10 protein-coding genes and 1 pseudogene are annotated in these 24,759 nt (G+C 45.3%); 2 read left to right on the forward strand and 9 right to left on the reverse strand.

The window, feature by feature from the left end; all coding sequences use genetic code 11:
* Positions 1 to 48 precede the first annotated feature (48 nt).
* A pseudogene (locus QUA25_RS01375) lies at positions 49 to 3,075 on the forward strand (PAS domain S-box protein).
* Positions 3,076 to 3,464: 389 nt separating this feature from the next.
* Here the strand turns inward: QUA25_RS01375 and QUA25_RS01380 are convergent.
* The 6 genes from QUA25_RS01380 to cobA form a co-directional block, all read right to left on the reverse strand.
* Entirely contained in the window at positions 3,465 to 4,043 is a 579-nt protein-coding gene (locus QUA25_RS01380; RefSeq protein WP_333034980.1) for a Uma2 family endonuclease, read from the reverse strand.
* A gap of 87 nt (positions 4,044 to 4,130) precedes the next feature.
* Positions 4,131 to 5,306 (reverse strand): tetratricopeptide repeat-containing serine protease family protein, encoded by a 1,176-nt coding sequence (locus QUA25_RS01385; RefSeq protein ID WP_333034981.1) that lies wholly within the window; start codon positions 5,304 to 5,306, stop codon positions 4,131 to 4,133.
* Positions 5,307 to 5,399: 93 nt separating this feature from the next.
* Entirely contained in the window at positions 5,400 to 6,578 is a 1,179-nt protein-coding gene (locus tag QUA25_RS01390; RefSeq protein ID WP_333034983.1) for a tetratricopeptide repeat-containing serine protease family protein, read from the reverse strand.
* 226 nt (positions 6,579 to 6,804) lie between these two features.
* A complete protein-coding gene (locus QUA25_RS01395; RefSeq protein WP_333034985.1) occupies positions 6,805 to 7,167 on the reverse strand; it encodes a type II toxin-antitoxin system death-on-curing family toxin in 363 nt (120 codons plus the stop codon).
* Between the two features lie 16 nt (positions 7,168 to 7,183).
* Positions 7,184 to 7,378: a DUF2281 domain-containing protein gene (locus tag QUA25_RS01400; RefSeq protein ID WP_333034987.1), complete on the reverse strand. Its 195-nt coding sequence runs from the start codon at positions 7,376 to 7,378 to the stop codon at positions 7,184 to 7,186.
* Between the two features lie 32 nt (positions 7,379 to 7,410).
* Positions 7,411 to 8,976 carry a uroporphyrinogen-III C-methyltransferase gene (gene cobA / locus QUA25_RS01405; RefSeq protein WP_333034989.1) on the reverse strand — a complete coding sequence of 522 codons (1,566 nt, stop codon included), beginning with the start codon at positions 8,974 to 8,976 and terminating at the stop codon, positions 7,411 to 7,413.
* Between the two features lie 141 nt (positions 8,977 to 9,117).
* Between cobA and QUA25_RS01410 the strand changes: the two genes are divergently transcribed.
* Entirely contained in the window at positions 9,118 to 12,345 is a 3,228-nt protein-coding gene (locus QUA25_RS01410) for a glycosyltransferase (protein WP_333034990.1), read from the forward strand.
* 73 nt (positions 12,346 to 12,418) lie between these two features.
* Here QUA25_RS01410 and QUA25_RS01415 read toward each other — a convergent pair whose 3' ends face one another.
* The 3 genes from QUA25_RS01415 to QUA25_RS01425 form a co-directional block, all read right to left on the reverse strand.
* Positions 12,419 to 22,393, reverse strand: a complete 9,975-nt coding sequence (locus QUA25_RS01415) for a tetratricopeptide repeat protein (RefSeq protein WP_333034991.1) — start codon at positions 22,391 to 22,393, stop codon at positions 12,419 to 12,421.
* 85 nt (positions 22,394 to 22,478) lie between these two features.
* Positions 22,479 to 23,474 (reverse strand): homogentisate phytyltransferase, encoded by a 996-nt coding sequence (locus QUA25_RS01420; RefSeq protein ID WP_333034993.1) that lies wholly within the window; start codon positions 23,472 to 23,474, stop codon positions 22,479 to 22,481.
* 99 nt (positions 23,475 to 23,573) lie between these two features.
* Complete coding sequence (locus tag QUA25_RS01425; protein WP_333034995.1) at positions 23,574 to 24,527, reverse strand: methyltransferase domain-containing protein; 954 nt, start codon at positions 24,525 to 24,527, stop codon at positions 23,574 to 23,576.
* Between the last annotated feature and the right edge of the window lie 232 nt (positions 24,528 to 24,759).

Below are 24,759 nucleotides of genomic sequence, written 5' to 3' on the forward strand. Positions count from 1 at the left end.
AACTCAATCGCTAAACACTTCAGCACTCATTAATAATGCAGGTTAGATATGATTACACAATTTTTTGAGACAGGAGGATTCATTCCTCATGGTCACTGCTATCTCTGGCAAACAAATTTAGTAGGATTACATATTTTATCCGATGGTTTAATCGCTTTAGCTTACTACTCCATCCCCATCATGCTAATCTACTTTGTGCGACAGCGGCAAGATACTCCATTTCAGAAAGTATTTTTTCTGTTTGGCGCTTTCATAATTGCCTGTGGTACAACTCATATTATGGATATTTGGACGCTTTGGTTTCCTACTTATTGGCTTTCTGGAGGACTTAAAGCTATTACTGCTCTGATTTCTATATATACTGCATCTGAGCTAGTGTTTTTAATTCCATCAGCCTTAGCTTTACCTAGTCCAGCTCAACTTATTACGGCAAATCAAGCCTTAGAACAGGAGATAAATGAGCGCAAGCGGGCTAAAAACGAACGCAAACAAATTGAGGTGGCTTTACGAAACAGTGAAGAGCAGTTTCGCAATGCGTTTGAAAATGCGTCAATTGGAATGGCGATCGTTTCACTTGATGGGCACTGGGTGAAAGTCAATCCTGCCTTATGTCAGATTCTTGGCTACTCCTCAGAAGAGTTGTTAGCGTTAACTTTCCAAGACATTACCCATCCTGACGATTTAGACCTGGATCTTAGTTATGTACATCAGCTATTAGCAGGAACAATTTCAACTTACCAACTGGAAAAACGGTATTTCCATAAACAAGGACATATAATTTGGATTCTTCTTGATGGCTCCCTAGTACAAGATGAACAGGGCAATCCACTGCATTTTATTGCTCAAATCCAAGATATTACCGCTCGAAAAGAAGCTCAAAAGACGCTAGAACTTCAGAGTGTTATTATGAATAACATGGCAGGTGGAGTGTGTTTAATTAAAGCCTGAGATCTCACGATCGTCTACACCAATCCTAAATTGGACGCTATGTTTGGCTACACAGATGGCGAACTCGCAGGTCAACCCGTTGGTATCTTGAATTATGTCGATAGAGAGATTACACCAGACGCCAGCGTTCTAGATATTGTCGCTCAAATTGAGCAGAAAGGAGAAGCACAATATGAAGTCTACAATAAGAAAAAAGATGGAAGACTTTTTTGGTGCAGGGTTCATACTTCTAGGTTTGAGCATCCTGAATATGGAACCGTATATGTTGCCGTTCAGGAGGACGCAACAGAGCTGAAACAAGCTGAGCAGGCTTTGCAGGCTACCACAAATCGCCTCAACTTTCTCCTGAACTACAGCCCGGTAGTTATTTTTAGCTGTAAACCTGGTGGCGATTATCGAGCAACGTTCATCAGCGAAAATGTCAAAGATGTATTGGGCTATGAAAGCATTGCGTTTTTAGAATATTCTGATTTTTGGGTGCATAACTTACACCCAGATGATCGAGAACGAGTGCTTAATGGCTTAGCCAATCTATTCGTCAATGATTTTTATTTCCATGAATACCGTCTACGTCGCTCAGATGGGGTTTATCGCTGGATACTCGGTCAACTCAGACTAATTCGAGATCGTGCACGTATACCAGTGGAAATCTTGGGATATTTAATTGACATTAGCGATCGCAAACAAGCCGAGTTGGAACTTCAGCAAGCTAAAGAAGCAGCAGAAACAGCAAACCGAGCCAAAAGTATGTTCCTGTCCAATATGAGCCACGAACTCCGTACTCCTCTCAATGCTATTTTGGGATTTACGCAATTGATGAGTTACGATCCTGTTCTGACTCCCGAACTCCAAAAAGATCTGGCGGTCGTCAATCGTAGCGGCACACATTTATTGGAATTGATTAACGACATTTTAGATTTATCTAAAATTGAGAGCGGACAGATGACACTCTCTCTTTCTGACGTTGACCTAAAGTTTTTGCTGATTTCTCTTGAAGAAATGTTGCAAATTAAAGCCCAATCGAAAGGATTGAAACTAATTGTCGAGCGAGATCCCAATCTTCCTCAATTTGTGCATATTGATGAGAAAAAACTGTATCAAGTTTTAGTCAATCTGCTCGGTAATGCGATTAAGTTTACTAATCAAGGAAGCGTCACCTTACGAGTAAGATCAGAACAGAGCGACCAAACTTCCTGTCGCCTATGTTTTGAAATTGAGGATACTGGAGTGGGAATTGCTCCAACAGAAGTTGACAGCTTATTTAAGGCGTTCGTGCAAGCTGAAGCTGGGAATAAATTGAATCAAGGTACTGGTCTAGGTCTAGCTATCAGCCAAAGATTTGTCCAACTCATGGGTAGTCAGATTCAGGTTCAAAGCACATTGAATCAGGGCAGCATTTTTTACTTTGAAGTTGGGGTAAAGTTACCTCAAGCAGTCTGCGTTCCCTCAGAATTGCTTAAACAAAGAGTGATTGGTATAGATCCAGGACAACCAACTTACCGCATCCTTGTAGTTGAAGATGTGGAGGAAAATCGCCGCTTATTGGTCAAACTCCTTACCTCAGTCGGTTTTGAGGTGCGCCAAGCAACACAGGGAGTGGAAGCACTATCTCTGTGGGAAAGTTGGTCCCCACACCTGATTTGGATGGATCTACGAATGCCGATCATGGATGGCTATACAGCTACCAAACGCATTAGAGAACACCCTCATGGACAAGAGACTGTCATTATTGCTTTAACTGCCAGTGCTTTTGAAGAAGATCGAGAGAAAGCTCTTATGGCTGGTTGTGACGACTTTATGAGCAAGCCATTTCAGGAACGGCTCGTCTTTGACAAACTCGCTCAACACTTGGGAGTAGAGTACATCTACACAGTTGTAGAAAAAGATTCCCAAAAACAATTGGTTGATTTTTTATCTCCCGAAGATATAGCCGTGATGTCCTCTCAGTGGTTAGAACAAATGTATCAAGCTGCCTACTATGTTGATCCTGAAGTCATGAACGAGCTAATCAAACAAATTCCCGTATCTAACTCAACCCTTTCCAGTTCGCTAATTGATTCTATCAATAACTTTAAGTATGACCAAATTATGGAGTTAATTCGACCTCTCCTCCCGAATCCAGTTTAGCGATCGAGTTTAAGGACAAAGAAGCTCTAGCCTTTCTCAGTAACATGAGGTGCACGTTTGATAAGCGGGCATAGGGCATAGGGCATAGGGCATAGGGCATAGGGCATATCTCACTTTATTGAGAACTGCTGTATAGTGATCTAAGAAGTGGCTAGGGAGTATCTCAATGAAAGCAGCCCAGCTAGAAATTGGAGTTTTGAGGCTCTCTTGCTGCCAGGCTCTCTTGCTGCGAGGAAAGAGGAAGAAGGAAGGAGCCAGAAGAAGTGTTTTTACAAATATGAGATGCTCCCCTCCCGATCCAACTCGCTCTGACTTGCATTCCTCACTAGGAAATGGTAACGGTTATTTTATTTGTTGAAGATGATATAATAACTCAAAATTGAATTCTGCTAATTCCAAATTTTTTGCAAATTGAGAACAAATCCCGGCAAAACATTTTCCCCAGAAAGGGTGAGAGGAGATTGTAAAACTTCTACATCTTGACCGGGGCGATAAATTTCAACTTCGCGTTTTTTCCGGTTAATCAGCCAACCCAAACGGCAGCCATTTTCCATATATTCTTGCATTTTTTCCTGAGTCTTTTTCAAGCTGTCACTCGGAGAAAGCAACTCGATTACAAAATCAGGACATAGGGGGATAAATTTGTCTTTTTGTTCGGGTGTCAAAGCTGACCAGCGGGATTTTTCTACCCAGGAGACATCAGGAGATCGATCGGCTTTGTTGGGCAGAGTAAATCCTGTTGAGGAATCAAAGGCTTCACCGAGTTCGGTTTGTTCGTTCCACGTCCAGAGTTGAGCCCCTGCTGTTAAGTTGCGTTTCCCTGTTTCTCCTCCGGTTGGTGGCATGACAATTAATTCTCCGTTGGCGTTCCGTTCAAGTTTCAAGTCTGGGTTTTCTTCGCACAGTTGATAAAACTGTTCGGAAGTTAGTTTGATCAGGGAGTTGAGGTTTAAGGTGATAGCAGTCATCGTGATTTACCTGCTGTTTGTAGGAACTTGATTAAGAATTAAAAATGGGATTAGTCATTTTTAATTCTTAATTCTTAACTTCTAATTCTACTGCAATTGCTTGATTCGGTTGAGCGCGTCTAGATACGCACTCGTTCTTCCGCCTTGTTTGTAAAGTTCTGCTGCTTTTTGAAAGTCGGCAATTGCTTGCGGTTTGTTGTTGTTGTTTTCGAGGCGGGCTAGAGCCCGGTTGTAGTAGGCGTCAGCAAAGCCGGGATTGGCTTCGATCGCCCGCGTGTATGCTGGAATCGGGTTAGTGCGTGTATCGGGAGTGCTGGCGATGGTGATGGCATTACCAATATTGAAATGCAATTCCGGGGTGTTGTTGGGTTTGAAAGAGAGTGCTTTGTTGAAATCCTCGATCGCCTCGAAAGTAGATCCCTCATCTAAGTGCACCAGTCCTCGAAAATAAAAGGCCTCAGCGTCTTTTGGGTTGAGGGTGGATAGGGGAACTGCTGTGGGGCGAGAATTGTCTACTTTCAAATCGGATTTGTTCATTCCCGCCGCCGCCAGTTTCGCCATAAAAGTATTGATCGGAACTGCTGCATTAAATCCCGTTTTAATCGGGGCGACTTCGCCGGAACTGGTTTGAGCAAAACCGAATTCCCCTTGTCCGTGTAAACCGATGACTCGGCCTTCGGAGTCAAAAACTGGGCCGCCACTCATGCCGCTCCAAGTTACGGCCTGATACCGCAAAGTGTAACCTTCCGGGCGGTTGCGGGGGCGGCTGGTAACGAGTCCGGGAGAGAGTTCGGGTTCTCGTTCAGCGCCGAAAAGTCCGCCCGTAGCGGGATAGCCGTAAACGAAGATTTGAGTGCCTATGACGGCTTGATCAGAATCGGCGATCGTCGCGACTGGATAGTCTTCTGGGCTTTCAAATTTGACTACGGCTAAATCCGCCTCTGTTTCGGCTGTTTGCAGCCCGGTGACAGAGGTTGCTTGATAGTTTTTGCCTGTGGAGGTGCGAACTGTGTATTTGAGATCGGGTTTTTCGACGACGTGGTTGACTGTTAAAATTGTGTAAGTTTTGCCGTTTTTGGCAATAATTACGCCGGAACCGTCTCCTAGGGAACTGTTAACTTGCACTGTCACCGGCCCGGCAATGTTGGCGACTTGTTCGGGAGTTTTGGCGATCGCACTTTGGCTGATGATTATGGTTAGGGCAGCCGTAGTTCCTGCTAGCAAGGTTGTTAAGGTGTCGAAACGGGAAAAATTTAAGTTCATGGTAGTTGCTGATTATATTAATTACCCTAGTTGGAAATTCAAACATCAAAATGAATAGCTTCATTTTGATGTTTAAACTTTTAAAGGCTAAGTTTATTGCAACTGTTTGATTCTGCTGAGCGCGTCTAGATACGCACTTGTTCGGCCGCCTTGCTTGTAAAGTTCTGCTGCTTTTTGAAAGTCGGCCATTGCTCGCGGTTTGTTGTTGTTTTCAAGGTAAGCTAAAGCTCGGTTGTAGTAGGCGTCGGCAAAACCGGGATTGGCTTTGATCGCCTGCGTGTATGCTTCCATAGCGCTGGGCGCGCGGGTTGTCTCGATGCTGGCGAGAAGAGTGCGGGCATTGCCGATGTTGAAATGCAATTCAGGAGTGTAGTTGGGTTTGAAAGAGAGTGCTTTGTAGAAATCATCGATCGCCCCCGAAGGATTGTCTTGATCTAACCGCGAAAGTCCTCGAAAATAATAAGCTTGGGCGTCTTGCGGATTGGCGGTGGATACGGGGCCTTGATTTGCGGGAGTATTGTCTACTTTCAACTCGGATTTGTTTATTCCCGCCGCCACTAGCTTGGCGATAAATGTATTGATGGGAACTGCTGCGTTAAATCCCGTTTTAATCGGGGCGACTTCGCCGGAACTGGTTTGAGCAAAACCGAATTCCCCTTGTCCGTGTAAACCGATGACTCGGCCTTCGGAGTCAAAAACTGGACCGCCACTCATGCCGCTCCAAGTTACGGCCTGATACCGCAAAGTGTAACCTTCCGGGCGGTTCCCCGGGCGACTGGTAACGAGTCCGGGAGAGAGTTCTGGTTCTCGTTCAGCGCCGAAAAGTCCGCCCGTAGCGGGATAGCCGTAAACGAAGATTTGAGTGCCGATGACGGCTTGATCGGAATCGGCGATCGTCGCGACTGGATATTCTTCGGGACTTTCAAATTTGACTACGGCTAAATCCGGGTCAGTTTCGGCGGTTTGCAAACGGGTGACGGAGGTTGCTTGATAGTTTTTGCCTTTAGACGTGCGAACGGTGTATTTCACGTCTGCTTTTTCTACGACGTGGTTGACTGTTAAAACTGTGTAAGTTTTGCCTGTTTTGGCAATAATTACCCCAGAACCGTCTCCGAGGGAACTGTTAATTTGTACAGTCAGCGGCCCAGCAATGCTGGCGACTTCTTGGGGAGTTTTGGCGATCGCACTTTGGCTGATGACTATAGTTAAGGCTGCGGTAGTTCCTGCTAGCAGGGTGCTTAAGGTGTCGTAACGAGAAAAATTTATATTCATGGCTATTGCTAATTAGTAGTTGGGTAGCGGGATTTGGGGAAGAAAGGGCGATCGGCGGTTTGTGCTTTTTTTTGTTTAGTTTTATTACTGATTTGACGCAAAGGAGCTCGGCTTTGTTCTTTAGTGATAATTTTACTCGCTTTTTTGTTCCGCGATTCGCTATTTCCATGTAGGGTGAGTACGCCGTACCTTACTTAATCTCCATGAAGGCTGCCCAACTTACTTATTAAAACTCAATAATATATGACTCAAACTCGGTGGTTAGTTCTTCCTTAGTCATGGTTCCCCGTGCGACTCCCATGACTAAATCATATACTCCATCGTCCGTCAAATTTAGAGTGCAACCATTTAAACGTAAAAAGGTATCTGTCACGGCAAAAGCCGTTCGTTTATTACCGTCAATAAACGGATGATTCATCGCTATGTGATAGAGATAAGCAGCAGCTTGTTCGGCAATTGTCGGATGCAAAAATTGACCGCCAAAAGTTGCTTGCGATTGAGCCAAAGCCGACTCTAACAAGCCTTCATCTCTGACGCCGGGAGTGCCACCAAATCTTTCTATCTGTCTGACGTGGATATTGACAACCATACTTTTGCTGACAAAATTAGGAGTTGGCAAGGCGACGATAAACCTCCTTTCTTTCGCGTTCTGAATCTAGATATGCCTGCCATGCTTTGGCTTCTAGTTTTTGTTGTTCTTCTTCTTCAGTCTTTAAGGAACGGACAAATTCAAGCACTTTCAGCAGCAAGGGTTCTGGCACTTGGTCGAGTTCTTGAAGAAGTTGGTCTTTTGCGGTCATGTTTCTTTCCTCCTAATGATCGTACAACTATTTTACAACCTCGCTTGTGCCCATTCAACGATCGCCTCAGTCAGCCCATCCAAGGTATATTCCTTAGCTTCCACATCTAACTTACCCAATAAATTTTGGCAGCTTTTGGAAGTTTCCGGGCCGATGGAGGCAATGCAAACGTTTTCCAACCAATCCTTAGAGAGGGACAATTTTGGGCTTTCTTGTATGAGATTGCAAAAGTTATGTACGGTTTTGGAACTGGCAAATGTTATGATATTTACGGCTTGATTTTGGAGTGCGGATAGGGCGATCGGATCAATATTTTCTGGACAGCAAGATTGGTAAGCTGGCACTTCTATTACTTGCGCTCCTTTGGCGGTGAATTCTTTAACTAAAACTTCTCTGCCGCCGCTTTCTACTCTGGGAAATAGGATTTTGCAGTTTTGCAAGTTATCGGGGAAGTTCTCTACTAGGGAATCGGCGACAAAGTTGGGGGGAATAAAGTCTGGTTGTAGAGAGTGCGATCGCAAACTTTCTGCTGTTTTTTTCCCGACAACTGCGATTTTAATACCAAACAAACTCCGGGCGTCTTTGCCTTTTGCTTGTAATCGTTGAAAAAAGCAGTCTACAGCGTTGTGGGAAGTGAGAATTAACCAGTGAAAGCTTGACAATTGTGCGATCGCACTGTCTAATGGTTCCCAAGTGGACGGCGGCCCAATTACCAAGGCGGGCATTTCGATAACGCGGGCTCCTTGTTGCTGGAGTCGATCGCTAAATTCAGCCGACTGAGAAACTGATCGCGTGACTAAAATGGTTTTTCCTGCTAGTGGCAATTTGCTGTTGTTAGCGGTGACTGGTGTATCGATCATATTTGTGCTTTCTGGCTGGATTAAATATTCGCGCAATCTAACTACTTCCCCAATTACGATCACGCAAGGCGACAGAGATTGACCTGCTGTTTGCTGTACAATGTTGGAGAGAGTACCGAGCCAAATTTGCTGTTCGGGGCGGCCACAATCTCGGATAATGGCGATCGGAGTTTCGGTCGATCGTCCGTGCTTTTGCAATTGCCAAATTATCTCGCTTAAATTGCGCCCTCCCATCAATATTACCAAAGTTTCTATCTGCACTAATGCTTCCCATTCCAAAGCATCCGGTTCATGGGCGCTCATCACTGCAAAACAGCGACTCATTACCGGATCTGTGAGGGGAATTCCTGCTAGTAAAGGTGCGGCTAATGCGGAGGATATTCCGGGTATTACTTCAAACTCGCAGCCGGCTGTGATTAATGCTTGAATTTCGGAACTAGAACGACCAAAAATAAACGGATCGCCACTTTTTAAACGGATCACTTGTTTTCCGAGTTGGCAATTTTCTACCAGCAAACGGTTAATTTCTTGCTGCTGGGTAGAAGGTTTGCCACCGCGTTTCCCGACTTCGATTTTCCGACAAGTTGCTGGGATTAATTCGAGTTGCGGGATGTCGATGAGAGCATCGTAGATTAAGACTTCGGCTTGGGATAGCAGTTTGTGCGATCGCACTGTCATCAAGTTACAATCTCCGGGCCCCGCACCGACTAGATAAACTTTCCCTTTTTGGTTTTTCACAATTCCTCCTCGATAGTATAGTTTTATGAATATTGCTAGCCTATAGTAAGGTACGCATGGTGCACCCTACACTATAGTAAGGCGCGCCGAGGCGCACCCTACGTTATACTCAGCAGTTTGATTGTATAATAAAAGCTATTTATGCAGATTATCATCATCACCGCCGCCGATGCAAATTACTTTGAATTGGTGCAAGGTACTATTTTATCGGTGCGGGAAAAACCAGAGGGTGAAAATGTGGCGATCGGCTTTTTCGATCTCGGCTGCACTCCCCAACAGTTGCAGTGGCTGGAAACACAAGTTAATATCATTCAAAAGCCCGATTGGGACTTTGACTTTCCTGGCAGAAATGAATCTCCCGAACATTTAAAAGGACTATTAGTTAGACCTTGTTTGCGAAAATACTTTCCCAATTTTGATATATACCTTTGGATTGATGCGGATGCTTGGGTTCAAGACTGGAGAGCCATTAATTTGTTGGTTGAAGGAGCATCGCGCCGGGGACTGGCAATTGTTCCCGAAGTTCACAGGGCGAGCTTGCAGCAGTACGGGCAACTTCCTCAGTTTTGGCACTGGGTTTATCAACAATATGAAGCTAACTTTGGTGAAGAAATTGCTAAAAAGTTCTACAGTTATCCAATATTAAATGCCGGAGTTTTCGCACTCCGAAAAGATACTTCCCACTGGGAAATATGGGCTGAAAAAATTAATCAAGGATTGCAAAGATCCGGCTGTGTCATGACAGATCAATTTGCCCTCAACCTCGCTGTTTACAGTGGCGAACTGTTCAATCTCACTGAAATGCTCCCAGCTTGGTGCAATTGGATATTCAACGGTTTTCCGGTTTGGGACAAGCAGCGAGGCTGTTTTGTGGAGCCTTACTTGCCACAGGAGGCGATCGGCATTTTGCATTTAGCTGGCCGCCAGCAGTTTGACCGAGTACAATTGATGGCAACTGACGGCGATATACTGGAAATTAGCGTCCGTTATCAACCTAAAAAACAGGAAGCAATACCAATATTTCAAGAACCCAAAATGACTTACCAACAACCTGAACTTAGCAAAAATAATTTATTACAACCAGGGGATTACGTTTCGCCAGGGTTCCAAATAATTATACCTGACTCCTATTTCCCCAATATGATTATTGCCGATCCAAATGCGAGTAACTGGCCTTACTTGCGCCGGGAAATTCCGCATAATTGGTATGCAGACAAGCGCTATCCATTCATCGGGTTTTTGAATCGCGACGAAGCCCACATTCTTTACAATACAGCCCTGCAATTCAAAGGTAAAAAAGCATTAGAAATAGGTTGCTGGCTGGGTTGGTCAGCCTGTCATTTAGCGCTCGCGGGAGTTGCATTAGATGTCGTCGATCCGCTGTTAGAAAGAGAAGACATCAGACAAAGCGTAATCGACTCAATTCAAGGTGCTCTAAATGCGTCGGGCGTTCAAACATCAGTCGAGCTAATACCAGGCTACAGCCCCCAAAGAGTAGAAGAATTTTCCGCTCAATTCAACCGCAAATGGTCGTTAATTTTCATTGACGGAGAACACGGAGGTGATGGGCCGTTAAATGATGCCATTGCGTGTGAAAAATTGGCTGAGGAAGATGCAATAATTTTATTTCACGATTTAACCGCTCCCGATGTGGGTAAAGGTTTAGATTACTTGAAGCAAAGGGGATGGCAAACGGTAGTATATCAAACAATGCAAATTATGGGTGCTGCTTGGCGGGGCAATGTCGAGCCAGTAAAACATCAACCCGACCCCAATATATCCTGGCAGTTGCCAGCACATTTGCACGGTTACAATATTAGCAGTTTAGAGACAATTAATTCTCAAAGAGCAAACCAAACCCATCAAAACCAACAGTCATCTTATACAAGAGATTGTCACCAATTAATTGGAGAAGGAAGTCGCAGTTCTGCTAGAGAAATTATTCCCCTGCTGTTAGAATTGCTGCAACCGACTTTACCTAAAAGTGTGGTGGATGTGGGCTGCGGTACGGGAAGCTGGTTAGCGGCTTTTCACAAGTTGGGAATTGCTGATTGTTTAGGAATAGATGGCGATTATGTCGATCGCACTCTTTTAGAAATTCCTTTAAATCAGTTCAAGTCTTACGACTTAAAGCAACCGCTGCAAGTAGAAAGAAAGTTTGATTTGGCAATTTCTCTGGAAGTTGCGGAACATTTACCCAGTACCTGTGCGGAAAAATTTGTTAATTCTCTAACTAAACTAGCACCAGTAATTTTGTTTTCAGCAGCAATACCATTTCAAGGCGGTGTCGAACACGTTAACGAACAGTGGCCACAATATTGGGCTTATTACTTTGAGCAAAATGGTTTTGCAGTCATTGATTGCTTGAGAAAAAAAATCTGGAACAATGAAAAAGTAGAGCCTTGGTACGCTCAGAATATCTTAATTTTTGTCAAAGAAGAATACTTCTCGAAATATCCCAGGTTAGTAAATGAGTATCAAAATACCGATTTAAATCTATTAGCGATTGTTCATCCAAAGATTTATTTTTACGGCTTACAAGCGGCTCGAAATCCTAGCGAAAATTCACATTCAAACCATCCTGAAAGCGTCCCGCAAATTGCGGCGTCGCCACAGCTTGAAAGTCAACCTTTGATATCTGTGATTATTCCCTGTTACAATCAAGCTCATTTTTTGTCGCAAGCAGTAACTAGCGTTATCAATCAAACTTACAAAAATTGGGAAATAATCATTGTCAATGATGGCAGCTTAGATACTACTAGCACAGCAGCCAAAAATTTGATAGCAGCAAATCCTCAGCATCAAATGAGGCTAATAGAACAAGCTAATCAAGGGATATCAATGGCTAGAAATACTGGCATATCGGCAGCAAACGGCGAATACATAATGCCCTTAGATGCCGATGATATTTTAGCTCCAAATGCCTTGATTTGTCTTTTAGAAATATGTCTAAAATCCAAAGTACCTTGCGTAGCATTTGGTTCTTATCAACTTTTTGGCGGCAATGAAAATCACACAATACCCAGTTATGATTTATATTCACCTAAAAAAATTAAACAATCTAATATGATTTGCACGTCTTCATTGTATCACAAATCAGTTTGGAATTTGGTCAACGGTTACAAAGCAGAGATGAAAGAAGGTTATGAGGATTGGGAATTTTGGGTTAATTGTCACAAACATAGGATTCCTTTTTTGGGAACGAGAGAAATAGTTCTTAATTATCGTAGCGTTCATGGTTCTAGGAATGCAACTGCTCAACAATATCATCACAAATTGGTAGCACAAATTGTTTCTTACAATCCAGAACTATACGATATTGAAAGTGTAAACAGTGCTAACAAACTATTGGTATCACTCGCAAATTAATCTTTTTAATACGGACTAAAGTCTTTACTACGAACAAATTTCAGAAAGTTTGTAGTCAGGACTTTAGTGTTATCTACATATCGGCAATCACATCCAAAAAACGCTTAACTTGTTTTTCCCAAGTCCAATCCAGCATAAAATTAGCCGCAGCTAAACCGCGACGTTTTGATTCTTCGCGATTAGTATAAACTTGTTCCAAAGCATCGACAACTTCTGCAACCTCAGACTCTCCCCAACCTTCTACACCGGAAAAAGGAGCAGTAAGTTTAGCTCGTCCTTGACTCCATAAAGGATAGCAAATGTGGCTGTAAATCAAGTCTAAATGACCAGTATTTGCTGATAAAATAGTCGGAATTCCGCAGGCCATACTTTCCATCGCGACTAAATTAGTGCCACCTTCGCAGCGGTTGGTGAAAACAGCGCAGTCGGCTTCTCGCAAAATTTGTCCGGCGAGGTGATTGGGAATTAACCCAATGTCGATAAAAGAGTCAACTGGCAAACCATTAGCCACTAACCATTGGGAAATTTCTAAACTTCCGTCGCGGTTGATATTGGGAAGTCCGGCAACGTTTCCGGTTTGTTCGATTCCTAACATATACTGAGGCCAAAAATTGTGCCATGTTGTTAGTAACAAAGCCTCTGGATGTTTGGCGCGAAATCGTTTGAAAGCAGCAATTACAATATCTTGACCTTTGCGATATTCCAGTTTGCCGCCGGAGAAAATGACGAAGCGATCGCCAAATAGATTAGATTTGGGTGCAGGATGGAAAATTGTTGGGTCAATTCCTTGATATACCATCGCCACATTAGTCAAGCCGCGGCTTCTCAAAACATCGGCATTCCAGTTAGAACCGGCGACAATCACGCGATATTTTTTGGCTGTTTCTAGTGCTTCTGCTGTGATTCGTGTGTCTTCAAAAAATATGACTCCTATTTGACAAGCGCTGGTAATTTGATTGTCAACTCCAGAGGATGCTAAATTATTCCCCAAAGCATAAAGTACGGGAAAATTACAACTGATTTGTTTGTCGGAATTTGCTGCTACTAATTCCTGAAAAATTTTGTGCTTTTCAATTACAGGTAACAACAGCGATTTATGCAGCGGATTCATTGAATCTGAGGTGATTGATGGCGGTGCTAAAAGTGCAACTTCCCAGGCGGGATTTTGCCGCAGTTGTAGTGTTAAATTCATGGCGTAAATTCCCCAGCCGCTGGTGATGCTGAGGGGCCAACTAATGCCGATTCCGGTAATTTGTGGGGGAGTTTCTGGGGGTTGGATTTGAGGCGGAGTATCAGAATCTGCGTTACCAGGCTGAGTATTGGAACGAGTAGATTGTAGGGGCGGTGCCCCCGTGCCCGCCCTATCTAGCAAGGCTGCTTTTATACGATCGCACACTCCATCCCAATCACCCGGTTTTTGCTGGCGAAACAGACGCACAGTGGGATACCAAGGGCTATCTTCGCGTTCCAGCATCCAGCGCCAATCGGGAACAAAAGACAGCAAAATCCAGACGGGTTTGCCCAAAGCACCGGCTAAATGCGCCACAGCAGTATCTACGCAAATTACTAAATCGAGTTGCGAAATAATTGCTGCTGTGTCGGCAAAATCAACGCAATGTTCGCTCAAATCTTCAATTTGGTGTTGATTTAATAAAGTGCGTGAAGCGCAGCTATCCTGTAGGGAATCGCCCGCTGACAAATCTTTCTGAAGACTGTAAAACCTCACTCCCGGAACATCTACAAATTTCACAAAATCGCTCAATTTACACGAGCGCTGATGATTGTTGCGGTGCAGCGGGCCGCCCGCCCACACAAGACCTACTTTTAGTTTATTGTTCGGCTCTAGGAAAAATTTAAAATCCTGTGGCGGAGCTAAATAAGGAATATTTGCCGGTATATTTTCCAAAGTCGTTCCCAGAATTCTGGGCAAACTTAGCAGGGGGGCTTGCACTTGAAAATCTATCAAATCGCTCGGTCTGACTCCTACTCGATCGACTCCGGCAATTCCTTCAAATAAACGCTTCAGCAAGACATGACAAGCAACAATAACTTTCCCACGTTTTTGCTTAACTAAAGGCGCGTAGCGGATAAACTGTATCGTATCGCCAAAACCTTGTTCAGGGTGCAGTAAAATTGTTTTTCCCTGCAAATCAGAGCCGTCCCAAAGCGGTTGCTCAAAAGAGCTTTGATCCAATTGTTCAGCTTGCCAGCGCGATTCGTACTCCGCAAAACCACGCTTCAAATCTCTAGTTAAGAGCAAAGCGAAGGCTAGTCTCAAGCGCCAATTTGGCGAGTTGGGACGTAGTTGAATTGCTTTATTGTAGAAGTTGATCGCCTCTGCGACTTGTCCCTGTTCTTCGAGGGCGGTACCCAAGTATAAGTTAGTTTCAGCCTGGTTGGGATTGATTTTTAGCGATTTTTGGTAATGAGCAATAGCCTCGGCTATTTGCCCGTTTTCCTGTTTGATATCACCTAAACAACTGTGGGCTTCTGCGTGGCTGGGTGAGGCAGCAATGACTTGTTCGTAGCGAGCGGCTGCTTCTGCTTGTTTACCTTGTTTTTGTAAAGCATTTGCTATGTGAAATTGTACCTGTGCGGGCGATAAGGAAAATCGAGGCGAAGCCTGGGGATATCCGTTACCAGGCACAGCCGGGGAACGATTAGAGATTAGGTGTTTTAAGGCAGTTTTTACGCGATCGCAAACTCCCACCCAATCCCCCGGTGTTTGCTGCCGAAACAGTCGCGCCGTCGGATACCAAGGGCTATCTTCGCGTTCCAACATCCACCGCCAATCCGGCATAAAACACAGCAAAATCCATACGGGTTTACCCAAAGCACCTGCTAAGTGCGCGATAGCGGTATCCACGCAAATTACTAAATCGAGTTGCGATATCACCGCCGCAGTATCGGCAAAATCGTTCAAATTGTCGCTCAAATCTATCACTGGAATTTGAGTTAACAAAGTACGATTGCCAGCCGACATTTCTTTCTGAAGACTGTAAAAAGTTACACCGCGAATATCTAACAATTGCAGGAAGTAGCTTAAATCGCTCGATCTCTGAAAATCCTTCAAATGTTCCGCACTTCCCGCCCACGCAATCCCAACTTTAAACTGACCATCGGAATTTAGAGAAAATTGCCAATTCGGCGGCGCAGCTAAATAAGGAACATTGGCCGGTATATTGTCTAAATTTGTTCCCAGGATATACGGCAAACTCATCAGCGGTGCTTGCACTTGGAACTCCGGCAATTCATCCATCCGAACCACCACTTGTTCAATCCCAGGAATCTGCTTAAATAAACGCTTCAGTTCTTGATAGCAAGAAAGGATTACTTTGCCGCCTTTTTGCTGCACAATTGCCGCGTATCGCACAAATTGAATGGCATCGCCCAAACCTTGTTCGGATCGGAGTAAAATAGTTTGCCCGTTCAAATCTGAACCGTCCCAAATCGGTTGGTCAAAATTCAACCTTTGCAATTTTTTCGCTTGTTCTGTTTGCCAGCGCCACTCGTATTCTGCTAAACCGCGCGGCAAGTCCCCAGTTAGCAGTAATACTAAGCTTAAATTGAAGTGAGCTTTAACACAAGTTTCATCAATTTTTAGAGCTTTAGTGTAACAAAAAATTGCTTGATTTACGTCTCCTAATTGTTCATTTGCACTGCCTAAATTAGTGAGAGCTTCTAGATAATTCGGATTCAAAGATATTGCTCGTTCCAAGCTAGAAATTGCCTGTTCTATTTTGCCAGCACCCAAGGATAACGTTCCCAGGTGATAGTGTCCTTTAGGATTGTTGGGTTCTGCTTCAATTGCACGCTCGTAAAGGCGTTCTGCCTCGGCTAACTGACCTTTTGCTTGCATTGCCGCACCCAAATTTACCAGCGCTGGCGCATAATTGGAATTGACAGAAAGTGCTTGATGAAAACAGGCGATCGCAGTCTGCAACTCGCCCTGCTGCTGGAGTGTCGCGCCGAGATTGTTGAGAGCTTTGACGTAAATCGGATTCAGGGCGATCGCCTTTTGAAAACAAGATACAGCATCGGGTATATTGCCTTGATATTGCAGCAAAATACCCAAGTTATTGTGCGCTTGAGCGCAGTTCGGAGCGATTTCGACCGCGCGCTGATAATAGGTGGCAGCTTCGGCTAAATCGCCTGTTTGGTGCAGCGTCACTGCCAAATTCGTGGCGGCTTCGATCGAATTCGGCTGCCAAACTAAAGCCTTTTTAAAACAAGCGATCGCCTCCGACAATCTACCTTGCGCTTTCAGAACATTTCCGCAATTGAACTGTTCTTGAGCTAAGTCAACATAGGGCTGAGCTTCTATTAGTGGTTGAGATTCCTGATGCTGAGAAATTATTTTTCTGAGCGCCAAACTAGCTTGTTCTAAAACTCCTTCCCAATCTCCCGCTGTAGACTGGCGAAACAGGCGCGCCGTCGGATACCAAGGACTATCTTCGCGTTGCAACATCCACCGCCAATCCGGCACAAAACACAGCAAAATCCACACTGGTTTGCCCAAAGCACCAGCCAAGTGTGCCACACAAGTATCGACAGAAATTACTAAATCCAGAGCCGAGATTGCCGCCGCGGTATCCGCCAAGTCGTGCAAATAAGAGCTTAAATCTGTTACGGCCATTTGCTTTAACAAAGCGCGATCGTCTGCTGTCATTTCCTTTTGCAAACTGTAAAAATCTGCTCCGGGAATATCTAACACTTTGGTGAACAAATTTAGCGGAAACGATCGCACCTTATTTTGGGAGTATTGAGAATTTCCAGACCACACAATCCCTACTTTCAAATTAGTAGTTGGATTGAGAGTAAATTCGCAACCGGGCGGCGGAGCTAAATAAGGAACTTTGACGGGTATAGTTTCTAAAGTTGTTCCCAGAAGGTGAGGCAAACTCATGAGCTGCGCGCGCACTTGAAAATCCGGCGCATCCTCTGGATTAACTATTAACCCATCGATTCCCGAAACTTGTGCAAACAAGCGCTGCAACTGCGGCAAACACCAAACAATTACCCTGCCGCCTTTTTGCTTGACTAAATCTGCGTAGCGGATAAACTGAATTGCATCGCCTAAACCCTGTTCCGGGCAAAGCAAAATAGTTTTTCCCTGCAAATCTTTGCCATCCCAAAGCGGCTGAATAAAGTTGTGGGATCGGAACTGTTTTTCTTTAACTAAGAGTCGCCATTCGTACTCGCAAAAACCGCGCTGAAAGTCGCCGGCCAGCAGCAAAACTAAACCTAAATTTAGGTGAGATTCAGGATGGCCGACATTGAACTTAACTGTTTGGCTGTAGCAGGTGAGAGCATCTGCAACTTGGCCGCGATCGTGCAAAGCACTTCCCAAACTGGTGAGGGGAGTGATATAACCGGGTTTGAGTTCGATCGCCCGACGGTAACAATCGATCGCCTCTGCCATTTTTCCCGCTTCCTCAAAAGCTTTGCCGAGATTGTTCAAAGCTTGTGGAAAGTCGGGTTTCAGGATCAAAGCTTGCTCGTAGCAGGCGATCGCATCTTCAATTTTGCCCTGTTTGTGCAGGACAATTCCCAGATTGCAGTGAGCCTGTGCACTGGCTGGCAATGCCTGAATCGCTTGCTGGCAAACAGCTAAATCCTCATCCAACTTATCTGGGCTAGACAGCGAACTCCCGAAAGCGAGATCAGTTTTTGCCCAATCCGGTTGCAGCGCCAGAGCTCGATCGTAGTATGCGATGGCGCGGTCAATTTTGCCCTGTCGGATCGAGGCGTATGCTAAATGGTGCAGGGCGTCCACATAATTTGGATCGATCGCGATCGCCCGTTCGTAATTCGCGATCGCCCGTTCGTAATTCGCGCCCGCTTCCTCCCCTTGTTCCTCCAAAGCAATTCCCAAATTCAAATAAGCCACCGCGCAATTTGGATTGACTTGAATCGCTTGCTCGTAGCAGCTTATAGCCTCCGCCACATCCCCTTGCTCTTCCCGCAACAGCCCCAAATTAATCAGCGCTTCCGCGCAATTCGGGTTTAAAGACAGCGCCCGCTCATATTCTGCGATCGCCTCTTCAGTCTCTCCTGCTTCCGCGAGCGCGCTACCCAAATTGCTGGCAGTTTCCGCCAAATGCCCGTCGATTGCTAGGGCTTGTCGGTAGTGCGCGATCGCCTCTGTTAGCCTGCCCGTTTGCTGTTTGACAACGCCTAAATTGCTGTAGGCGGCTGCGTAATTAGGATCGATTGCGATCGCTCGCTCATAACAAGTGATCGCACCGCCCAAATCGGCTTGCTGCTGCAAATCCACGCCCAACCGAAACTCTGTATCCGCCGAATCCGACGGCACAAATGCAGCAGCCACCGCGCCTAGAGCTTCCGCCACCCGATCGAAAACGTCCTCCCAGTCGCCCCGCTGATGCTGGCGAAACAGCCGCGCCGTGGGATACCAAGGACTATCTTCACGTTCCAACAGCCACCGCCAATCCGGCGAAAACGCCAGCAAAATCCACACTGGTTTGCCCAAAGCGCCCGCCAAATGGGCGACAGCGGTATCGACACTAATGACTAAATCCAGTTTGGCGATCGCAGCAGCAGTATCGGCCAAATCGCCAAAATGCGGGCTCAAATCTACGATCGACGTTTGATTCAACAGCGCCCGCTCGGCCTCGGAAACCTCTTTCTGCAAGCTGTAAAAACTTACCCCCGCGACGTCCAAAAGCGGCAGAAACTGGCTTAAACTGCACGAACGCTGCTTGTTTTTGCGGTGTTTTGGATTCCCCGCCCAGACAATGCCAACTTTCAAAGTGCGATCGGGCCCAAGCGTAAATTCAGCACCCGCAGGCGGAGATAAATAAGCAGTATTTGCCGGTATTGTTTCCAGCTTTGTACCGAGAACATACGGCAAACTCAACATCGGCGCTTGCACGTCAAATTCCGGCAGTGGCTCCCCTTTAACTATTAGCAAATCAATGCCATCAACCGTTGCAAATAAACGGTGCAATTGCGGGTAACAGCCCACAAGGACCCTACCGCCTTTATTTTTGACGATCGCAGCGTAGCGAATAAACTGAAGCGAATCGCCTAAACCTTGTTCGGCGTGCAGCAAAATCGTCTTTCCCACCAAATCAGAACCGTCCCATAGCGGCCGGTATTCTCTCGCCGAAACAGTATTATCCGGCCCTGTCAAAAAACACGAGTGACCAGTGTGAAATTCTTTAATTTGCCAGCGCCACTCGTATTCGGCGAGACCATTTTCCAAATCTCCCACCAACAGCAAAGCCAAGGACAAATTCAGGTGAGCGCTAGCATGATCTGGACTTAAATGAATTGCTCGTCTGTAGCAGGATATCGCATCTTCTACCGCGCCTTTTTCCAGAAACGTCCTGCCTAAATTGTTGATAGCTTCCACAAAATCCGGCAGCAATTCCAGAGCTTTGTGATAATACTCCAGCGCCTCTTCTAAATTGCCCTGTTCTTGCAAAACTGTTGCTAGATTGTTGTAAGCTTCCCAGCTATGCGGCTGAATTTCCAGCGCTCGTCGGTACAGCTCGCTAGCCCTGAAAAGTCCCCCCTTTTCTTGCAGCGCCACAGCTAAATTAATCAGTGCGGGTACGAAATTCGGTTCAGCGACAAGAGCTTGTTCGTAATGTGCGATCGCCTCTTCCACTTGACCTTGTTCCTCAAAAATCTTTGCCAAGTTGTAAGATGTTTGAGGAATATTGGGATTAAGCGCTAAAGCTTCTCGGTAATGCGACATAGCTGCGTCCACTTCGCCGTTTTCTTGCTTGAGAAAACCCAAATTAATCCGCGCTTGGACGCAACTTGGGTCAAGAGATATTATCTGTTCGTAAATGGCGATCGCCTCTTCCCTATCGCCTGTTTCCATTAAATGCTCTGCTTGCCGCAATAAATCCTCTAAAACAACCAAACTCTCCCCGCCAGTTCCGATCGCAACCGATGTCTCAATCCCCTGCGATTGCTTAGCTGCGGAGCCTTCTGCTAACCCTTCGCTCGCAATCACAAATATTTGTTTACTCTCTTGAACTACGCTTGCACCTGTCATTGTGAGCGCCACATAATCGAGGGAAGCCGTATGATTAGCACTCATTGCGAGTGAAACGAAGTCAAGCGAATCTTTGGCAGAATCCTCGGAATAACTAGCAGTATTGGCGATCGCAAAAGAACTCAAAGCCGCCTGCACTTCCTCAAACAATTCTTGCCAACTTTCCGGCTGACTTTGGCGGAAAAGCCTCGCAGTTGGATACCAAGGATTGTCTTCACGATCCAGCAGCCAACGCCAGTCAGGAGCAAAAGAAAGCAGCACCCAAACCGGTTTTCCTAAAGCACCGGCTAAGTGCGCCACAGCCGTATCGACACTAATGACTAAATCCAGTTGAGATATAGCCGAAGCGGTATCAGCAAAGTCGTTCAAATGCGGAGTTAAATCCGGCACTAAGTGTTGGTTCAACAAAGTGCGATCGCTCAGGGACAAGTTTTTTTGTAAACTATAAAAAGCAATCCCCGGAACATCCAAAAATCGAATAAAATCGCTCAAGCTGCAAGAACGCTGATTGTCTTTCCGGCGCTTCTGGTTCCCCGCCCAAACAATCCCTACCTTCAATTTTGCATCAGAAGAAAGCGCAAACTTGCACTCAGCAGGCGGAGCTAAATAAGGAACATTTGCCGGTATTGTTTCCAGAGTTGTCCCGACAATTCGCGGCAAACTCATTAGCGGCGCGTGAACATCAAATTCTGGCAAACCTTCAAGATTAACTGATAAATATTCAATACCAGCAACTGTCGCAAACAACCGCATCAGTTCGGGGTAGCAAGCCACCATAACTTTAGCCCCTCGGCTGCGAAGAATCGGCGCGTAGCGAATAAACTGAATAGAATCGCCGAAGCCTTGCTCGACGTGGAGTAAAATAGTTTTTCCCTGCAAATTTGAACCATCCCAAACCGGCTGTTTAAATTGCCTCGGTTGTAGTTGCGGAGTGCGCCACCGCCACTCGTATTCAGCAAAACCGCGCTGAAAATCTCCGAACAATAGCAAAGTTAAGGCGAATTCCAGGTGGGCTGTGGCGTTGTCTGGCTGCAATTCCAAGGCTCGACTGTGACAAGAAAAAGCCTCTTGAAATTCTCCCAAATCGACCAAAGCGTGTCCGAGATTGTTAATAGCCTCCACGAAATCTGGCTTTAAGTTTAATGCTTGTCTGTAGTAGGATATTGCGGCTTTTACATTGCCTTGTTCGTGGTAAAATGCTCCTACATTGTTGTGAGCTTCGGGATTGGTGGGTTCTAGTTTTAGAGCTTGCTGGTAGCAGTCGAAAGCTTCGGCGAATTTCCCCTGCTGTTGCAAAACTGTTCCCAATCCCATCAGGGAATATATCAAATTTGGATTAATCTTTAAAGCGTGGACGTAATAAGTTATCGCCTCGTTTAACTGTTTTTTTTGTTTAAATAAATGTCCTAAATTGTGCGCTGTTTCCGGCAGGTTGGGGTCGAGTTGCAACGCTGTTTGGTAATATAAAATAGCTGCGTCTATTTCCCCTAATTGCTGTTTTACCCAGCCCAAATTATTGTAAGCGAGTGCGGAATTTGGCTGGATTTTGATGACTTGTTCGTAACTGGCAATCGCCCTTTGATATTGCCCTACATCCAGCAAAACATTAGCCTTATTTAAATGTGCTTCTACAAAATCGGGGTTTTGGGCGATCGCCCGTTCGTAAAAGTCGATCGCCTCTGCAATTTTTCCCTGCTGTCTCGCCGCTATTCCCAACAAACACAGCACGTTTGCTGATTCCGGCTGTACTTCTATTATTTGCCGGTACAATTTCTCAGCTTCTAACAAACGGCCCGCTTGGTGATGTTCCCAAGCTAATTTCAAAGAGTCTTCGGCACCCAGTTTGCAGGCAGATTTCCGAATTTTTTTTTGAGAAGCCATAGTTGTCTTGGTTGTTTGGGAGTTCGCTAACTGGTAATTGCCAAATTGTTCTAACTTGTTAACTCTTCCTTCATTCTTTCCCTTTTCTTCTTCCTTCTTCCTTCTTCCTTCTTCCGACTTCCTTCTTCCTGACATCCGTTACATCCGCTACAGAATCCGTTGCCGAACTTCCTTCTTCCTGACATCCGTTACATCCGTTACAGAATCCGTTGCCGAACTTCTACCCCAACAAACAAGCTGCAGGAAAAATCAGATATTCTAAGAAAAACAACTTCCAGATAAACTGATAAAATGCAGCAATTTCTATTTTATCGTCCAAATTAACTTTCGCGCTCCAAAACCACATCAAACCCAAAGCCGCCAAATGAGAAACTGCCAAAAACACTAAATTAACATTAGACAATACGATCGCACCCGCCAAAGTCGCGCCCAAATAACAAACCGTCAAGACCCAGCGAGATAAATTAAAGACGGCCGGCTTGCCCAGCTCAATCGTAAACGTAGTAATATTATATTGCTTGTCCCCTTCCATGTCGGGGATATCTTTAAAAATGGCGATCGCAAACGTAAACACCACAACAAAAACCGTTAGCACCCAAACTTCCGCAGGAATGTCAAAAGACAAACTCTCCAAACTCCAGCCAGAAAAAGCGCTTTTCGCCCTTCCCAAACCCAACACCCAATTAAAGTGCAAAAATAACCCTAAATTTACGATCGCGCCCCGCACCGTGAAAATGCACAGCGCCGCCCAAAAAGGAAACCGCTTCAGGCGAATTGGGGGCAGAGAATAAGCAGTCCCGATCGCCAAACTAACGCCAACGGTAGCCAGCAAAAACGGGCCTTGCAAAACAGCAGTCAAAACTGCTATAATCCCCGTTGCAATTACAATTAATTCCCCGGTTTTCCGAGAAAAAACTCCCGAGGCAATCGGCAAATACGGCTTATTTATTTTATCAATTTCAACATCTTCTAACTGGTTCAATCCCACAATATAAATATTGCCGCAAATGCAAGCCAACCAGGCAAAAGCTAGGGGCCCAAATACAGGATTCACAAACAGCGGTGCACTTTGGGCGATCGCGTACAAAGCCAATACACTCAAGCTAGTACCCACAATTGTGTGCGGCCGAGAAAACTCCCAAAAAGCCCTCACCCAGCTTTGCGGAGCCGAGCCATTTTTATCAATCCAAGACTTGCCAATTGAATCATTGCTCATAAATCTCACACCCGCACCAAACAAATAATATTATCTAGGGTGTGCAATGCACACCTTACTCATCAACTCAACACTCAAAACTTCTCTGATATATGCCTGCTATTTTACAGCACAAATCATCCCAAAACGAATCAGCCCGCTCTGATATCCACGGCTCATCAATCCGAGAGCCAGTGCTGCTTGAATAGTCGTCCAACCGCTCGTTAGCAAACCCCAAATAGCACTCGGAGTCAAAGCAGAATCGATCACCACATCCCAAAAAGGAGCAACAGCTTTTGACCAATCAGCGGTGCGAATACTTGTCAAAGGTAAACTGCGGACAATTTCCTCGTATTCCGGCAAAGAAATCACATAAGGCAAAGCATAAACTCGGTAAATTTCTGCCAATTGCTTTCTCTCTTCATCAGTTAATTCTCCCGCCGTTTCTCCCAGCGGGCGGTGACACCAAGTTGCCAAAATCAAAGTTCCTCCCGGCTTGAGCACGCGGCAGCATTCCTGCAAAAACTTAATTTTGTCGGGCATATGTTCGCCACTTTCGAGGGACCAAACCAAGTCGAAGGACTCGTCGGGAAAAGGCATATTCAAAGCATCGGCCACCAAAAAATTCACATTGCTTTCTAGGCCAGCAATTTTAGCGCGTTCGGTCGCTCTGTTGGCCTGTACCGGACTCAGAGTAATCCCGGTCGCTGTAACGCTAGCGCTCGTTTTATTTAGTTCGGGCGATCGGCTATAATTTTGATCCGCCTCGCCATCCAACTTTAAATTATTTTGAGGGATAGAACTAAACTTTTCGGTCAAATACAGCGTGCTGCCGCCGATCCCGCAACCGACATCGAGAATGCGGTAAGATTCACACAGTGTCTTGTCTGACGGTACTCCAGCCCAAGCCAGCAGTTCTTCTATCAAATCTATCTGAGCCTGTCGGCGCTCTTTTTTCAAATTGCCATCCGGGCCGTAGTAACCGTGGTGCATATGTTCGCCCCACACCTGCTCCCACAAACCGCTAGAAGCGTCGTAAAGTTGCTGAATTTGCTGGTAAAGTGTTGATGTCATCGCCGAATCGCAAGTTATTAAAGGAATTCTACCGTTATTTTCCCGCTGTTGTCATAGAAGTTGGCGATTGAGTTCGATCGGTCTCCGGCATTCGCCAAACAGAGATGTCCTGATTTCAAGCCCGAGGATCGATCTTGTGGGTTCCTTCTAAAACCTCAAATCCAAAATCGATTTGTGGGTTCCCTCTCAAACCTCAAATCTTAAATCGATTTGTGGGTTCCCTGTCAAATCT

The organism is Microcoleus sp. Pol17C6 (assembly GCF_036701145.1).
In the GTDB taxonomy this organism is placed as follows: domain Bacteria; phylum Cyanobacteriota; class Cyanobacteriia; order Cyanobacteriales; family Microcoleaceae; genus Microcoleus.

What these genes read in the sequence shown, in the direction of transcription:
- QUA25_RS01380 (WP_333034980.1), bottom strand. Translation starts at nt 4,043, where the DNA reads ATGACTGCTATCACCTTAAACCTCAACTCCCTGATCAAACTAACTTCC.
- QUA25_RS01385 (WP_333034981.1), bottom strand. Translation starts at nt 5,306, where the DNA reads ATGAACTTAAATTTTTCCCGTTTCGACACCTTAACAACCTTGCTAGCA.
- QUA25_RS01390 (WP_333034983.1), bottom strand. Translation starts at nt 6,578, where the DNA reads ATGAATATAAATTTTTCTCGTTACGACACCTTAAGCACCCTGCTAGCA.
- QUA25_RS01395 (WP_333034985.1), bottom strand. Translation starts at nt 7,167, where the DNA reads ATGGTTGTCAATATCCACGTCAGACAGATAGAAAGATTTGGTGGCACT.
- QUA25_RS01400 (WP_333034987.1), bottom strand. Translation starts at nt 7,378, where the DNA reads ATGACCGCAAAAGACCAACTTCTTCAAGAACTCGACCAAGTGCCAGAA.
- QUA25_RS01410 (WP_333034990.1), top strand. Translation starts at nt 9,118, where the DNA reads ATGCAGATTATCATCATCACCGCCGCCGATGCAAATTACTTTGAATTG.
- QUA25_RS01415 (WP_333034991.1), bottom strand. Translation starts at nt 22,393, where the DNA reads ATGTCAGGAAGAAGGAAGTCGGAAGAAGGAAGAAGGAAGAAGGAAGAA.
- QUA25_RS01420 (WP_333034993.1), bottom strand. Translation starts at nt 23,474, where the DNA reads ATGAGCAATGATTCAATTGGCAAGTCTTGGATTGATAAAAATGGCTCG.
- QUA25_RS01425 (WP_333034995.1), bottom strand. Translation starts at nt 24,527, where the DNA reads ATGACATCAACACTTTACCAGCAAATTCAGCAACTTTACGACGCTTCT.